The sequence below is a fragment of the Pseudomonas sp. B21-035 genome (assembly GCF_024748945.1).
Classification (GTDB): domain Bacteria; phylum Pseudomonadota; class Gammaproteobacteria; order Pseudomonadales; family Pseudomonadaceae; genus Aquipseudomonas.
In genome coordinates this window covers 3,297,126-3,311,638 of record NZ_CP087179.1, presented here as the reverse complement: position 1 = coordinate 3,311,638, position 14,513 = coordinate 3,297,126, and the positions used below count along the sequence as shown (strand labels likewise).

General features: G+C 64.3%; 9 protein-coding genes and 1 pseudogene. All 10 read left to right on the top strand.

Annotated elements, in window-relative coordinates:
• Positions 1 to 39: 39 nt before the first annotated feature.
• The 10 genes and pseudogenes from LOY22_RS15055 (at position 40) to LOY22_RS15010 (ending at position 14,511) form a co-directional block, all read left to right on the top strand.
• Positions 40 to 1,335 carry a nitrate/nitrite transporter gene (locus tag LOY22_RS15055; RefSeq protein ID WP_258593754.1) on the top strand — a complete coding sequence of 432 codons (1,296 nt, stop codon included), beginning with the start codon at positions 40 to 42 and terminating at the stop codon, positions 1,333 to 1,335.
• Entirely contained in the window at positions 1,322 to 2,719 is a 1,398-nt protein-coding gene (locus tag LOY22_RS15050; protein WP_258593752.1) for a NarK family nitrate/nitrite MFS transporter, read from the top strand. The genes LOY22_RS15055 and LOY22_RS15050 overlap by 14 nt, the downstream gene beginning before the upstream one ends.
• A gap of 73 nt (positions 2,720 to 2,792) precedes the next feature.
• Positions 2,793 to 6,560, top strand: coding sequence for a nitrate reductase subunit alpha (locus LOY22_RS15045; RefSeq protein WP_258593750.1), 3,768 nt, complete (start codon positions 2,793 to 2,795; stop codon positions 6,558 to 6,560).
• 11 nt (positions 6,561 to 6,571) lie between these two features.
• Positions 6,572 to 8,110 (top strand): nitrate reductase subunit beta, encoded by a 1,539-nt coding sequence (narH, locus tag LOY22_RS15040; RefSeq protein ID WP_258593748.1) that lies wholly within the window; start codon positions 6,572 to 6,574, stop codon positions 8,108 to 8,110.
• Positions 8,111 to 8,112: 2 nt separating this feature from the next.
• Positions 8,113 to 8,868, top strand: coding sequence for a nitrate reductase molybdenum cofactor assembly chaperone (gene narJ, locus LOY22_RS15035; RefSeq protein WP_045198015.1), 756 nt, complete (start codon positions 8,113 to 8,115; stop codon positions 8,866 to 8,868).
• On the top strand, positions 8,861 to 9,541 hold the full coding sequence (gene narI / locus LOY22_RS15030; protein WP_195884341.1) for a respiratory nitrate reductase subunit gamma: 681 nt from the start codon (positions 8,861 to 8,863) through the stop codon (positions 9,539 to 9,541). The genes narJ and narI overlap by 8 nt, the downstream gene beginning before the upstream one ends.
• 10 nt (positions 9,542 to 9,551) lie before the next feature.
• On the top strand, positions 9,552 to 10,376 hold the full coding sequence (locus LOY22_RS15025; RefSeq protein WP_213604193.1) for a peptidylprolyl isomerase: 825 nt from the start codon (positions 9,552 to 9,554) through the stop codon (positions 10,374 to 10,376).
• Between the two features lie 10 nt (positions 10,377 to 10,386).
• Positions 10,387 to 11,379, top strand: coding sequence for a GTP 3',8-cyclase MoaA (gene moaA / locus LOY22_RS15020; RefSeq protein ID WP_258593746.1), 993 nt, complete (start codon positions 10,387 to 10,389; stop codon positions 11,377 to 11,379).
• 226 nt (positions 11,380 to 11,605) lie between these two features.
• Positions 11,606 to 13,819, top strand: a pseudogene (locus tag LOY22_RS15015) (ribonucleoside triphosphate reductase).
• Positions 13,816 to 14,511 (top strand): anaerobic ribonucleoside-triphosphate reductase activating protein, encoded by a 696-nt coding sequence (locus tag LOY22_RS15010; RefSeq protein ID WP_195884337.1) that lies wholly within the window; start codon positions 13,816 to 13,818, stop codon positions 14,509 to 14,511. Before LOY22_RS15015 ends, LOY22_RS15010 begins: the two are co-directional and overlap by 4 nt.
• Positions 14,512 to 14,513: the final 2 nt, after the last annotated feature.

Sequence of the window (14,513 nt, the reverse complement as noted above, 5' to 3'; positions counted from 1 at the left end):
CTAGTCTGCCGGCCATGGCTACCTGACTGGAGACCCGAGATGACTCAACCGCGAATACGCCAAGGCCTGGTATTGGGCATGAGTACGCTGGCCTTCACCGTCTGCTTCATGGTCTGGATGATGTTTGCCGTGCTCGGCGTGCCGATCAAGGACCTGCTTCAGCTCAACGAAACCCAGTTCGGCCTGCTGGCCGCCACCCCGGTACTGACCGGCTCGCTGGTGCGCCTGCCGCTGGGCATGCTCACCGACCGCTTTGGCGGGCGCAGCGTGTTCTTCCTGTTGATGCTCGCCTGCGTGCTGCCGCTGTACCTGATCAGCCACGCTACGGCGTACTGGCAGTTCCTGGTCCTGGGTTTGTTCGTCGGCCTGGCCGGTGGCTCGTTCTCGGTGGGCATCGCCTATGTTGCCAAGTGGTTCGAGCAAGACAACCAGGGCCTGGCCATGGGCATTTTCGGTGCCGGCAACGCAGGCGCCGCGGTCACCAAGTTCCTCGCCCCGGCGCTGATTGCCGCCGGCAGCTGGCAGCTGGTGCCGAAGGTGTTCAGCGCCATCCTGTTCATTACCGCGCTGCTGTTCTGGTTGCTCAGTACCGACAACAAGGCCCATCGCAGCGCCAGCGGTGCGAGCCTTGGCGAGCAGCTCAAGGCCCTGGCCGAGCCTGCGGTGTGGCGCTACTGCCAGTACTACTCGATCGTCTTCGGCGGCTACGTGGCCCTGGCGCTGTGGATGACCAAGTACTACGTCCAGGAATACGGCTTCAGCCTGCAAAGCGCGGCGCTGCTGGCCGCCTGCTTCTCACTGCCGGGTGGCGTGCTGCGCGCCGTCGGCGGCTGGATGTCGGACCGTTGGGGCGCACAGAGCGTGACCTGGTGGGTGCTGTGGGTCAGCTGGATCTGCCTGTTCCTGCTCTCGTACCCGCAAACCCAGCTGCAGGTGCAGACCATCAACGGCCCGCTGGACTTTCACATCGGCCTGAACCCTGCGCTGTTCACCGTGCTGCTGTTCGTCATGGGCATCGCCTTCGCCTTCGGCAAGGCCTCGGTGTTCAAGTACATCGCCAACGACTACCCGCAGAACATGGGCGCGGTGTCCGGCATTGTCGGCCTGGCCGGCGGCCTGGGCGGCTTCATTCTGCCGATCCTGTTCGGCGCGCTGGTCGACCTCACCGGCGTGCGCTCCTCCTGCTTCATGTTGATGTACGGCGTGGTCTGGGTCTCGCTCACCTGGATGTACCTCAGCGAAATCCGCAAGCGCCCGCTGCTGGGCAGACAGCCTGCAGCCGTAACGCCCCCGTTTTCCAGCATTGCCCAAGGAGAAGACCATGTCGGTTCTTAAACAGCCTGACCAAGGCCCGGTGATTCACGACTGGCGCCCGGAAGACCCCGCATTCTGGGGGCAAAGCGGCAAGCAGACCGCCACCCGCAACCTGTGGATCTCGATCCCCGCACTGCTGCTGGCCTTTGCCGTGTGGATGGTGTGGAGCACGGTGATCGTGCGCCTGAATGCCATCGGCTTCAGCTTCAGCACCGACCAGTTGTTCTGGCTGGCCGCCTTGCCCGGGCTCTCGGGGGCGACCTTGCGGGTGTTCTACTCGTTCATGGTGCCGATCTTCGGCGGCCGGCGCTGGACTGCCCTGAGCACCGCCTCGCTGCTGGCACCGTCGCTGTGGATGGGCTTTGCCGTGCAAGACCCGAACACCCCCTACAGCGTGTTCGTGATCATCGCGCTGCTGTGCGGCTTTGGCGGCGGCAACTTCGCTTCGAGCATGTCCAATATCAGCTTTTTCTACCCCAAGTCGCAGCAGGGCACCGCCCTGGGCCTGAACGCCGGGCTGGGTAACCTCGGCGTTTCGGTGATGCAGTTCTGTGTGCCGCTGGTGATCACCTTCGGCCTGTTCGGCGCCCTCGGTGGCCAGCCGCAGGCACTCGCCGACGGCGGCCAGCTGTGGCTGCAGAACGCCGGTTTCATCTGGGTGCCGTTCATTGTCCTGGTCACGGTGCTGGCCTGGTTCGGCATGAACGACCTGTCCAGCGCCAAGGCTTCGTTCAGCGAGCAGGCGGTAATCTTCAAGCGCAAGCACAACTGGCTGATGTGCTGGCTGTACCTGGCCACCTTCGGCTCGTTCATCGGTTTTTCCGCGGCCTTTCCGCTGCTGATCAAGACCGCCTTCCCGCAGGTCAATGCCCTGACCTTCGCCTTCCTCGGCCCGCTGGTCGGCGCCCTGGTACGCCCGCTCGGTGGCTGGCTGGCCGACAAGCTCGGCGGCGCGCGGGTCACCCTGTGGAACTTCGTGCTGATGATCGTCATGGTCTTCGGCGTGCTGGCGTTCATCCCCGCCCAGGGCGAGAGCGGCAACTTCTACGGCTTTCTTGGCATGTTCATGCTGCTGTTCATCACCACCGGCATCGGCAACGGTTCGACCTTCCGCATGATCCCGGTGATCTTTCGCACCCTGCACGAACAGGCCGCCAGCGGCAAAGGCGCCGCCGCCCGCGAACAGGCGCTGAAGAACGCCGGCAAGGAATCGGCCGCAGTGCTGGGCTTCAGCTCGGCGATGGGCGCCTTCGGCGCGTTCTTCATCCCCAAGACCTTCGGTACTTCCATGGCCCTGACCGGTGGCCCGCAGATGGCCTTCTACCTGTTCGTCGGCTTTTACCTGAGCTGCATCGTCGTGACCTGGTGGTGGTACGCACGCAAAGGCGCTGCGACCCCCTGCTGACAGAACCCCGAATTCACACCTTGCCCGGGCGGGGCGCAGAACCCCGCAGCCGCAAGCCTGAGAGGAAAGCACCATGAGTCATTTACTGGATCAACTGCGGTTCTTCAATCGCAAGCAGGGCGAGTTCGCCGACGGTCATGGCGAAACCCGCAAAGAGTCGCGCGACTGGGAGAACGTCTACCGTTCGCGCTGGCAGTACGACAAGATCGTGCGCTCCACCCACGGGGTCAACTGCACCGGCTCCTGCTCGTGGAAGATCTACGTGAAGAACGGCCTGATCACCTGGGAAACCCAGCAGACCGACTACCCGCGTACCCGCAACGACCTGCCCAACCACGAGCCGCGCGGTTGCCCGCGGGGGGCCAGCTACAGCTGGTACATCTACAGTGCCAACCGCCTGAAGTACCCGAAGATCCGCAAGCCGCTGCTCAAACTGTGGCGTGAGGCGCGCCAGAACCTGGCGCCGGTCGAAGCCTGGGCCAGCATCGTCGAGAACCAGGCCAAGGCCGACAGCTACAAGAGCAAGCGCGGCATGGGCGGCTTCATTCGTTCCAGCTGGGATGAAGTCACCGAGATCATCGCCGCCGCCAACGTCTACACCATCAAGCAATACGGCCCCGACCGGGTGGTGGGCTTCTCGCCGATCCCGGCGATGTCGATGGTCAGCTACGCCGCCGGTGCCCGCTACCTGTCGCTGCTGGGCGGCACCTGCCTGAGCTTCTACGACTGGTACTGCGACCTGCCGCCGGCCTCGCCGATGGTCTGGGGCGAGCAGACCGACGTGCCGGAATCGGCCGACTGGTACAACTCCAACTACATCATCGCCTGGGGCTCCAACGTTCCGCAGACCCGCACCCCGGATGCGCACTTTTTCACCGAGGTGCGCTACAAGGGCACCAAGACCGTGGCCATCACCCCCGACTATTCGGAAGTGGCCAAGCTCACCGACCTGTGGCTCAACCCCAAGCAGGGTACCGACGCCGCCCTGGCCCAGGCCTTCAACCATGTGATCTTCAAGGAATTTCACCTCGACCGGCCCAGCGCCTACTTTACCGAGTACGCCAAGCGCTACACCGACCTGCCGGTGCTGGTGCTGCTCAAGCCGATGCTCGGCACCGCGCCGGGCAACGGCTATCAGCCGGACCGCTTCCTGCGCGCTTCGGATCTGGCAAACAACCTTGGCCAGGACAACAACCCCGAGTGGAAAACCATTGCCCTGGATGCCGACGGCGAGCTGGTCTCGCCCCAGGGTTCGATTGGCTACCGCTGGGGCGAGCAGGGCAAGTGGAACATCCTTGCCCGTGAAGGCGGCGAAGGCCGCGAGATCGACCTGACCCTGAGCCTGATCGGTGGCGACGTCGCCGAAGTGGCCTTCCCGTACTTTGCCGGCGAGAGCCACGAGCACTTCCAGCATGTCGCCGGCGACGCCGTGCAGTACCGCCGCGTGCCGGTGCGCAGCTTGACCCTGGCCGACGGTAGCCAGGTCAAGGTGGCCACGGTGTTCGACCTGTCGGCGGCCAACCTTGCCATCGACCGTGGCCTGGGCGGCGCCAATGTGGCCCGCGACTACGACGACGCCAGCGTGCCCGGCACCCCGGCCTGGCAGGAGCAGATCACCGGCGTCAGCCGCGAGAAAGCCATCCAGATCGCCCGCGAGTTTGCCGACAACGCCGACAAGACCCGTGGCCGCTCGATGATTATCGTCGGCGCGGCGATGAACCACTGGTACCACATGGACATGAACTACCGCGGGCTGATCAACATGCTCATGCTCTGCGGTTGCGTCGGCCAGACCGGCGGCGGCTGGGCCCACTACGTCGGCCAGGAAAAACTGCGCCCGCAGTGTGGCTGGCTGCCGCTGGCCTTCGGCCTGGACTGGAGCCGGCCGCCACGGCAGATGAACGGCACCAGCTTCTTCTACGCCCACAGCTCGCAATGGCGTCATGAGAAGATGAGCATGCACGACGTGCTCTCGCCGCTGGCCGACAAGCGCGAGTTCCCCGAACACGCCCTGGACTACAACATCCGCGCCGAACGCGCCGGCTGGCTGCCCAGTGCGCCGCAGCTCAACACCAACCCGCTGCACATCTGCCGTGACGCCGCCGCGGCCGGCATGGCGCCCAAGGACTACGTGGTCAAGGGCCTGCACGAAGGCAGCCTGCGCTTTGCCTGCGAGCAGCCGGACAACCCGGTCAACTTCCCGCGCAACATGTTCATCTGGCGTTCCAACTTGCTCGGCTCGTCGGGCAAGGGCCACGAGTACATGCTCAAGTACCTGCTCGGCACCCGCAACGGGGTGATGAACGAAGACATCGGCCAGGTTGGCGACTGCAAGCCGCAAGAGGCCGAATGGGTCGACGACGGCGCCATCGGCAAGCTCGACCTGGTGACTACCCTGGATTTCCGCATGTCCTCGACCTGCGTGTATTCCGACATCGTCCTGCCGACCGCGACCTGGTACGAGAAGGACGACATGAACACCTCGGACATGCACCCGTTCATCCACCCGTTGTCGGCAGCCATTGACCCGGCCTGGGAATCGCGCTCGGACTGGGAGATCTACAAGGGCATCGCCAAGGCCTTCTCGGCCATGGCCCAAGGGCACCTGGGTATCGAGCAGGACCTGGTCACCGTGCCGCTGATGCATGACAGCGTCGGCGAGCTGGCCCAGCCGTTTGGCGGCACCGACTGGAAAACCGCCGGCGTCGCCCCGCAGCCGGGCAAGAACGCACCGAACCTGCAGGTGGTCGAGCGCGACTATCCGAACATCTACAAGCAGTTCACCTCGCTTGGCCCGCTGCTGGAAAAACTCGGCAATGGCGGCAAGGGCATCAACTGGAACACCGATGAAGAAGTGAAGTTTCTCGGTGAGCTGAACTACCGCGAAGTCGAGGCGGGCATCAGCCAGGGCCGGCCGAAGATCGATACCGCGATCGATGCGGCGGAAGTCATCCTCTCGTTGGCCCCGGAAACCAATGGCCACGTGGCGGTCAAGGCCTGGGCGGCGCTGTCGCAATTCACCGGCATCGACCACAGCCACCTGGCGCTGTCCAAGGCCCACGAAGCGATCCGCTTTCGCGACATTCAGGCGCAGCCGCGCAAAATCATCTCCAGCCCGACCTGGTCGGGGCTCGAGGACGATCACGTCAGCTACAACGCCGGCTACACCAACGTCCACGAGAACATCCCGTGGCGGACCATCACCGGCCGCCAGCAGTTCTACCAGGATCACCCGTGGATGCAGGCGTTCGGCGAGCAGTTGATGAGCTACCGGCCACCGGTCAACACCCGCACCATCGCCGGGGTAAAAGACAAGCGCAGCAACGGCGAGACCGAGATCGTCCTGAACTGGATCACCCCGCACCAGAAGTGGGGCATCCACAGCACCTACAGCGACAACCTGCTGATGCTCACCCTGAGCCGTGGCGGGCCGATCGTCTGGCTCTCGGAGATTGATGCGAAGAAGGCCGGCATCGAGGACAACGACTGGATCGAGTGCTTCAACGCCAACGGCGCGCTGACTGCGCGGGCGGTGGTCAGCCAACGGGTCAAGGAGGGCATGGTGATGATGTACCACGCCCAGGAACGGATCGTGAACGTGCCTGGCGCCGAGACCACCAAAACCCGCGGCGGCCACCACAACTCGGTCACTCGCGTGGTGCTCAAGCCGACCCACATGATCGGCGGCTACGCGCAACAGGCCTATGGCTTCAACTATTACGGCACGGTCGGCTGCAACCGCGACGAATTCGTCGTGGTGCGCAAGATGGCCAAGGTCGACTGGCTCGACGGTTCGCGCGGCGATGAGCTGCCCCGTCCGCTGCCGACCGAGATGGAATAAGGAGCACTGTCATGAAGATCCGTTCACAAATCGGCATGGTCCTCAACCTGGACAAATGCATCGGCTGCCACACCTGTTCGATCACCTGCAAGAACGTCTGGACCAGCCGCGAAGGCATGGAATACGCCTGGTTCAACAACGTTGAATCCAAGCCCGGGGTCGGCTACCCGAAAGAGTGGGAAAACCAGGACAAGTGGAAGGGCGGCTGGCTGCGCAACGCCAACGGCTCGATCAACCCGCGCATCGGCGGCAAGTTCCGGGTGCTGGCGAACATCTTCGCCAACCCCGATCTGCCGAGCCTGGACGACTACTACGAGCCGTTCGACTTCGACTACCAGCACCTGCACACCGCGCCCCTGGGCGAGCACCAGCCGACCGCGCGGCCGCGCTCGGTGGTGTCCGGCAAGCGCATGGAAAAGATCGAATGGGGGCCGAACTGGGAGGAGATCCTCGGCACCGAGTTCGCCAAGCGGCGCAAGGACAAGAACTTCGACCAGATCCAGGCCGACATCTACGGTGAGTACGAAAACACCTTCATGATGTACCTGCCGCGCCTGTGCGAGCACTGCCTCAATCCTGCGTGCGCGGCGTCCTGCCCGAGCGGGGCGATCTACAAGCGCGAAGAGGACGGCATCGTCCTTATCGACCAGGAAAAATGCCGCGGCTGGCGCATGTGCATCAGCGGCTGCCCGTACAAGAAGATCTACTTCAACTGGAAGAGCGGCAAATCCGAGAAGTGCATCTTCTGCTACCCGCGCATCGAAGCCGGCATGCCTACCGTGTGCGCCGAAACCTGCGTCGGGCGCATCCGCTACCTCGGCGTGCTGCTGTATGACGCCGACCGCATTGCCGAGGTGGCCAGCACCGCCAACGAGCACGACCTGTACGAGAAGCAGCTGGAAATCTTCCTCGACCCCAACGACCCGGCGGTGATCCGCCAGGCCCTGGAGGACGGCGTACCGCAGTCGGTGATGGACGCCGCGCAACGCTCGCCGGTGTACAAGATGGCCGTCGACTGGCAGCTGGCGCTGCCGCTGCACCCGGAATACCGCACCTTGCCGATGGTCTGGTACGTACCGCCGCTGTCGCCGATCCAGAACGCCGCAGCTGCCGGCACCGTGGGCATGAACGGGGTAATCCCGGACGTCGACAGCCTGCGTATCCCATTGCGCTACCTGGCCAACCTGCTCACCGCCGGTGACGAAAAGCCGGTCAAACGCGCCCTCAAGCGCCTGCTGGCCATGCGCGCTTACAAGCGCGCCGAGCAGGTCGAGGGCGTGCAGGACCTCAAGGTGCTGGAGGACGTCGGCTTGAGCGTCAACCAGGTCGAGGAGATGTACCGCTACCTGGCCATCGCCAACTACGAAGACCGTTACGTGGTACCGAGTGCCCACCGCGAAGAGGCCATGAGCGATGCCTTCGCCGAGCGCTCCGGTTGCGGCTTCAGCTTCGGCAGCGGCTGCAGCGGCAGCTCCGACACCAACCTGTTCGGGGCGAAGAAGGCCAACCGCCGCGAGATCCTCAAAACCGTACAGCTGTGGGAGGAATGAGCATGCGCATCCTGAAAGTGATTTCGCTGCTGCTCGATTACCCGAACGAAGCCCTGGTGGCCGGCCGCGACGAGCTGGAGCAGGCGATCATCCAGGCGCGGGAAATCAGCCCGCGCCAGCGCGGCGCGCTGTTCGAGCTGCTGGAGCTGATCTGCAACAACGACCTGATGGATGGCCAGGAGCATTACGGCGCGTTGTTTGGCCGTGGCCGTTCGTTGTCGCTGCTGTTGTTCGAGCATGTGCATGGCGAGTCCCGCGACCGCGGCCAGGCCATGGTCGACATGCTCGCCCAGTACCAAGCGGCGGGCTTTGCCATTGGCGTCAAGGAGCTGCCGGACTACATCCCGCTGTACCTGGAATACCTCTCGACCCGCGAAGACCTCGAGGCCCGCGAGGGCCTGGCCGATGTCGCGCACCTGCTGGCGCTGCTTGCTGCACGCCTGGAGGAGCGTGAGAGCGCCTACGCCAGTTGCTTCCGGGCGTTGCTGCAGATTGCCGGCGCCGAGCCGCACCAGGCGGTGGCTGATTTGCGCGAGCAAGTCGCCGCCGAGCAACGCGATGATTCTCTCGAAGCCCTGGACAAGATCTGGGAAGAGGAGGCAGTGGACTTTCTCAAGGCCGAGCAGCAGGAGCGTTGCAGCTCACTGCCAAGCGCGCCGGGCAAGGCCCGGGAAGAAAGCGCGGTACCGCTGCACTGGGTCGATTTTCAGCATCAAGGCCAGGCCGCTGCGCCGGCCGGGGAGGTGGGTAATGTCTAAGTGGAACCTGTTGATGTTCGGGGTCTATCCCTATGTCGCCCTGGCGATCTGCTTGCTCGGCAGTTGGGCACGGTTTGACCTTTCGCAGTACAGCTGGAAGGCCGGCTCCAGCCAGATGCTCGACAAGCGCGGCATGCGCGTGGCGAGCAACCTGTTCCATGTCGGCGTGCTGTTCGTGTTGGCCGGGCACTTCGTCGGCCTGCTGACCCCGGCGTCGGTCTATCACCATGTGCTTAGCACCGAGCACAAGCAGCTGCTGGCGATGGTTTCTGGTGGTTTCTTCGGCCTGCTGTGCCTGATCGGCCTGATCATGCTGCTGCACCGGCGCCTGACCGAGCCACGGGTGCGGGCGACTTCCAGCACCTCGGACATTCTCATCTTGCTGGTATTGCTCGCGCAACTGGTACTCGGCCTGCTGACCATCGTCGCCTCCACCGGCCATATGGACGGCTCGGTGATGGTCATGCTCGCCGACTGGGCGCAGAACACCGTGCTGCTGCGCCCGGTGGATGCGGCGGCGGCAATCGCCCCGGTGAGCCTGGTGTACAAGCTGCACGTGCTGCTGGGCCTGACCCTGTTCGTGCTGTTCCCCTTCACCCGCCTGGTGCACATCGTCAGCGCGCCGGTGTGGTACCTGGGCCGGCGCTATCAAATTGTCCGGCAGAAAGCCTGAGGAGGTCGCCATGACGCACGCAAGCGAAGCGCACCTGATTGCCAGCAGCGAACAGCAGTGGCCGGTCATCAGTGTCAATGACGTGGTCATCAGCCAGCAGGCCCTGGCCCAGGAGCTGCAATACCACCCGGCCAGCGATCGCGAGGAGGCCGTGTACATGGCCGCCCGCGCCCTGGTGATCCGCGAGCTGATGCAGCAACGCATCGCCGAACTGGGGCTGGCGCTGCAGGTGGGCGCCGGCGAGAACCCGGAGGAAGCGGCCACGCGGTTGCTGCTGGAGCGCGAAGTGCAGGTGCCAAGCTGTGACGAGGCCACCTGCCTGCGCTACTACCACAGCAACCGCGGGCGCTTTCACAGCGCGCCGCTGCTCGCGGTACGGCACATCCTGCTCGAATGCGCGCCGGACGATGCCGAGGCGCGCAGCCTGGCCCTGGTGCAGGCCGAGATCCTCCACGAGCGGCTGTTGCAGTTCCCCGAGCAGTTCGCCGAGCTTGCGCAAAAGTACTCGGCCTGCCCGTCGAAGGCCCAGGGGGGTGAGCTGGGGCAGATCAGCAAGGGCCAGACCGTGCCGGAGCTTGAGCGCCAGCTGTTCACCCTGGCGCCGGGGCTCGCGCTCAAGCCGCTGGAAAGCCGCTACGGCTGGCACCTGGTCAGTGTCGACCAGCGCATCGAAGGCCAGGCCTTGCCCTACGAGGCAGTGGCCACGGCGATCCGCACCCAGTTGCAGCAGGGCGTGTGGCAAAAGGCGCTGGTGCAGTACCTGCAAACCCTGATCGGCGCCGCCGATATTCGTGGCATCCGCCTGCAGGGCGCCGATTCACCGCTGGTGCAATAAGGGGACGCTGATGAGCACTGTGATGCAGGACAGCTTCGGGCGGCAGATCGATTACCTGCGCATGTCAGTGACCGATCGTTGTGATTTTCGCTGTGTGTACTGCATGGCCAAACACATGACCTTCTTGCCGCGCCAGCAGGTGCTGACCCTCGAAGAGTTGCGGCGCCTGGCCACGCTGTTCGTCGGCCAGGGCGTGGGCAAGATCCGCCTGACCGGCGGCGAGCCGCTGATTCGCCCGGGTATCGTCGAGCTGTGCCGTGACATTGCCGCCTTGCCCGGCCTGCGTGAACTGGTGATGACCAGCAATGGCTCGCAGCTGCAGCGCCTGGCCCGGCCGCTGGTAGAGGCCGGGGTCAAGCGCATCAACATCAGCCTCGACAGCCTCGATGGCCAGCGCTTTCGGGCAATTACCCGCACGGGCGATCTGGATCAGGTGCTGCGCGGCATCGAGGCGGCGCGCGAGGCCGGTTTCGAAGGCATCAAGCTCAATTGCGTGGTGATGAAGGGGCGCAACTTCGATGAGGTGTTGGCGCTGCTGCAGTACGCCATCGACCAGCGCATCGACATCACCTTCATCGAGGAAATGCCCTTGGGCGAGGTCGGCCGTGCGCGCGCTGAGTCGTTTTGCGCCAGCGACGAGGTACGGGCGCTGATTGCCAGCCGCCACGCTTTGCTCGATAGCGCCGAGCACAGCGGCGGGCCGGCGCGCTATGTGCGCCTGGCCCGGCACCCGGCAACGCGCATCGGTTTTATCTCGCCCAACAGCCACAACTTCTGCGCCAGCTGCAACCGGGTGCGGATGACCGTGGAAGGGCGCTTGCTGCTGTGCCTGGGGCAAGAGGATTCGCTGGATTTGCGCGGCTTGTTGCGGCGCTATCCGCTGGATGACCAACCGATCATCAGCGCTCTGCAACAGGCGTTGCGCCGCAAGCCGTTGCGCCATGATTTCAACCCGCAGGGGGAGGTGCAGATCTTGCGGTTCATGAACATGAGCGGCGGCTAAAACTCTGTGGGAGCGGGCTTGACCCGCGATCGAGTGCACAGCACTCGCATTTTCAGTGCCTTCTTTGTTGGTGGCTGCACCGGCCTCATCGCGGGTCAAGCCCGCTCCTACAGGATCCCGCCAGTCTTGATATCGATCAATTTCTTTCACCCGCTTTACCCGTAGCCTGCACTGCATATTGTGTTTCCAAATCAATAAACGTCTATATGTAGTGTCAGGAGGGCAAATGCACAGCACGCTGATCAGGGTAGGGCACAACCGGTTGCACAAGCGCGATGGCAGCCTGGTGGCCTTTGACGCCGACAAGATCCGCCAGGCGTTGATCGCCGCCGGCAAGGCCACTGGCGAATATGCCGAAGCCGAGGCAGACGGTTTGCTTGAAGCAGTCCTTGCCCACCTTGAGGGCTACTCCAAGCTGCACGTCGAGCAGATCCAGGACCGGGTCGAACGGGTGCTGATGGACGCCGGGCATTTCCTTTCGCTACGCGCCTATATCGTCTACCGCGAACAGCACGGACGCCTGCGCCGTGACCGCAAGACCCTGGTCGAAGTCGCCACCTCGATGAACGAATACCTCAACCGCGAAGACTGGCGGGTGCAGGCCAACGCCAACCAGGGTTACTCCCTTGGCGGCCTGGTGCTCAACGTTTCCGGCAAGGTCACTGCCAACTACTGGCTCGACGAGGTCTACAGCGAAGCCATCGGCCGCGCCCATCGCGAGGCCGACCTGCATATCCACGACCTCGACATGCTCGCCGGCTACTGCGCCGGCTGGTCGCTGCGCAGCCTGCTGCACGAGGGCCTCAATGGCGTGCCCGGGCGGGTCGAGGCCGGCCCGCCCCAACACCTGAGCAGCGCCCTGGGGCAGATGGTCAACTTTCTCGGCACCCTGCAGAACGAGTGGGCCGGGGCCCAGGCCTTCAGCTCCTTCGACACTTACCTGGCGCCCTACGTGCGCAAGGACCGGCTGAGCTATGAAGAGGTGCGCCAGGCCCTCCAGGAGTTCATCTACAACCTCAATGTGCCGTCGCGCTGGGGCACGCAAACGCCGTTTACCAACCTGACCTTCGACTGGGTCTGCCCGCAGGACCTGCGCGAGCAGATCCCGGTGATCGGCGGTGAAGAAATGCCCTTTGCCTACGGCGAGCTGCAAGCGGAGATGGACCTGCTCAACCGTGCCTACATCGAAGTGATGCAGGCCGGCGACGCCAAGGGCCGGGTATTCACTTTCCCGATCCCGACCTACAACATCACCCACGACTTTCCCTGGGACAGCGACAACGCCGAGCGCCTGTTCGCCATGACCGCGCGCTATGGCCTGCCGTACTTCCAGAACTTCCTCAACTCGGACATGCAGCCCAACCAGGTGCGCTCGATGTGCTGTCGCCTGCAACTGGATGTGCGCGAACTGCTCAAACGTGGCGGCGGCCTGTTCGGCTCGGCCGAGCAGACCGGCTCGCTGGGGGTGGTGACCATCAACTGCGCGCGCCTGGGCTACCTGTACAAGGGCGACATCAGCGGCCTGTTGCAGCGTCTGGATGCGCTGATGGAGCTGGCCATGGAGAGCCTGGAGGTCAAGCGTAAGGTGATCCAGCACCACATGGATGCGGGCTTGTACCCCTATACCAAGCGCTACCTGGGCACCCTGCGCAATCACTTCTCGACCATCGGCGTCAACGGCCTGCATGAGATGCTGCGCAACTTCAGCGACGAGCAGATGGGCCTGCACACCGCCCAGGGCCGGCGCTTCGCCCTGAACCTGCTGGACCATGTGCGCGCCACCCTGGTGCGCTTTCAGGAAGAAACCGGCCACCTGTACAACCTCGAAGCCACCCCGGCCGAGGGCACCACCTACCGCTTCGCCAAGGAAGACCTCAAGCGCTTCCCCGACATCCTCCAGGCCGGCTGCAGCCAGGCGCCGTACTACACCAACTCCTCGCAACTGCCGGTGGGCTATACCGACGATCCGTTCGAGGCCCTGGAACTGCAGGACGAGCTGCAATGCAAGTACACCGGCGGCACCGTGCTGCACCTGTACATGGCTGAGCGGATCTCCTCGGCCCAGGCCTGCAAGCAACTGGTGCGCAGGGCCCTGGAGCGCTTCCGGCTGCCGTACCTGACCATCACCCCGACGTTTTCCATCTGCCCGGTGCATGGCTACCTGGATGGCGAACATGAGTTCTGCCCCAAATGCGACGAAGCGCTGCTGCTGGCCCAGCAGCAGGGCAGCGTGCATTGACCCGTTTTACCCTCAACAGCAAGGAGCTTCATCATGACTGCACAGCAAACCCTGCCGACGGCGCAACGCCAACGGTGCGAAGTCTGGACCCGGGTCATGGGTTATCACCGCCCGGTGTCGGCGTTCAACCCCGGCAAACAGTCCGAGCACCACGAGCGGCTGCACTTCAATGAGGGCGCGGCAACGGCCGGGCATCCATGAGCCGAGCGCTGCGGGTCGGGGGCATGGTGCCCCTGACCACCCTCGATTACCCCGGCAAGCTCGCCTGTGTGCTGTTCTGCCAGGGCTGCGCCTGGCGCTGCCGTTACTGCCACAACCCGCAACTGATCCCGCCCCGGGGCCGTGATGAACTGCCCTGGGCGCAGGTGCTGGCGTTTTTGCAGCGTCGCCGCGGCCTGCTCGATGCCGTGGTGTTCAGCGGCGGTGAGGCAACCCTGCAGGACAGTCTGCCAGAGGCCATGGCCCAGGTGCGGGCCATGGGCTTTGCCATCGGCCTGCACAGTGCCGGGATCAAGCCCGAGGCGTTTGCCCGGGCATTGCCTGGGGCCGACTGGGTCGGCTTTGACGTCAAGGCGCTGGCCGAAGATTGCCAGTTGGTTACCGGCGTGCGCGGCAGTGGCCAGGCCAACTGGCGCAGTCTTGAATACCTGCTGGCCAGCGGCGTCGACTACGAATGCCGCACCACGGTGCACTGGCACCTGATCGATCCACCGCGACTCCTCACCCTGGCCCGGCGCTTGAATGCGCTTGGGGTCCAACGCTTCGTCGTGCAGCGGGTACGCACGGCACGCATGCTCGACCCGCAGCTGCCCGGTGCTTCGGCACACAGATTGCTACCCGAGCTGTGGGACACCCTCCACACGCTGTTTCCCGCGTTTGAAGTACGCGACTAGTA

Coding starts and splice junctions, on each gene's coding strand:
- LOY22_RS15055 (WP_258593754.1), top strand. CDS start 40: ATGACTCAACCGCGAATACGCCAAGGCCTGGTATTGGGCATGAGTACG.
- LOY22_RS15050 (WP_258593752.1), top strand. CDS start 1,322: ATGTCGGTTCTTAAACAGCCTGACCAAGGCCCGGTGATTCACGACTGG.
- LOY22_RS15045 (WP_258593750.1), top strand. CDS start 2,793: ATGAGTCATTTACTGGATCAACTGCGGTTCTTCAATCGCAAGCAGGGC.
- narH (WP_258593748.1), top strand. CDS start 6,572: ATGAAGATCCGTTCACAAATCGGCATGGTCCTCAACCTGGACAAATGC.
- narJ (WP_045198015.1), top strand. CDS start 8,113: ATGCGCATCCTGAAAGTGATTTCGCTGCTGCTCGATTACCCGAACGAA.
- narI (WP_195884341.1), top strand. CDS start 8,861: ATGTCTAAGTGGAACCTGTTGATGTTCGGGGTCTATCCCTATGTCGCC.
- LOY22_RS15025 (WP_213604193.1), top strand. CDS start 9,552: ATGACGCACGCAAGCGAAGCGCACCTGATTGCCAGCAGCGAACAGCAG.
- moaA (WP_258593746.1), top strand. CDS start 10,387: ATGAGCACTGTGATGCAGGACAGCTTCGGGCGGCAGATCGATTACCTG.
- LOY22_RS15010 (WP_195884337.1), top strand. CDS start 13,816: ATGAGCCGAGCGCTGCGGGTCGGGGGCATGGTGCCCCTGACCACCCTC.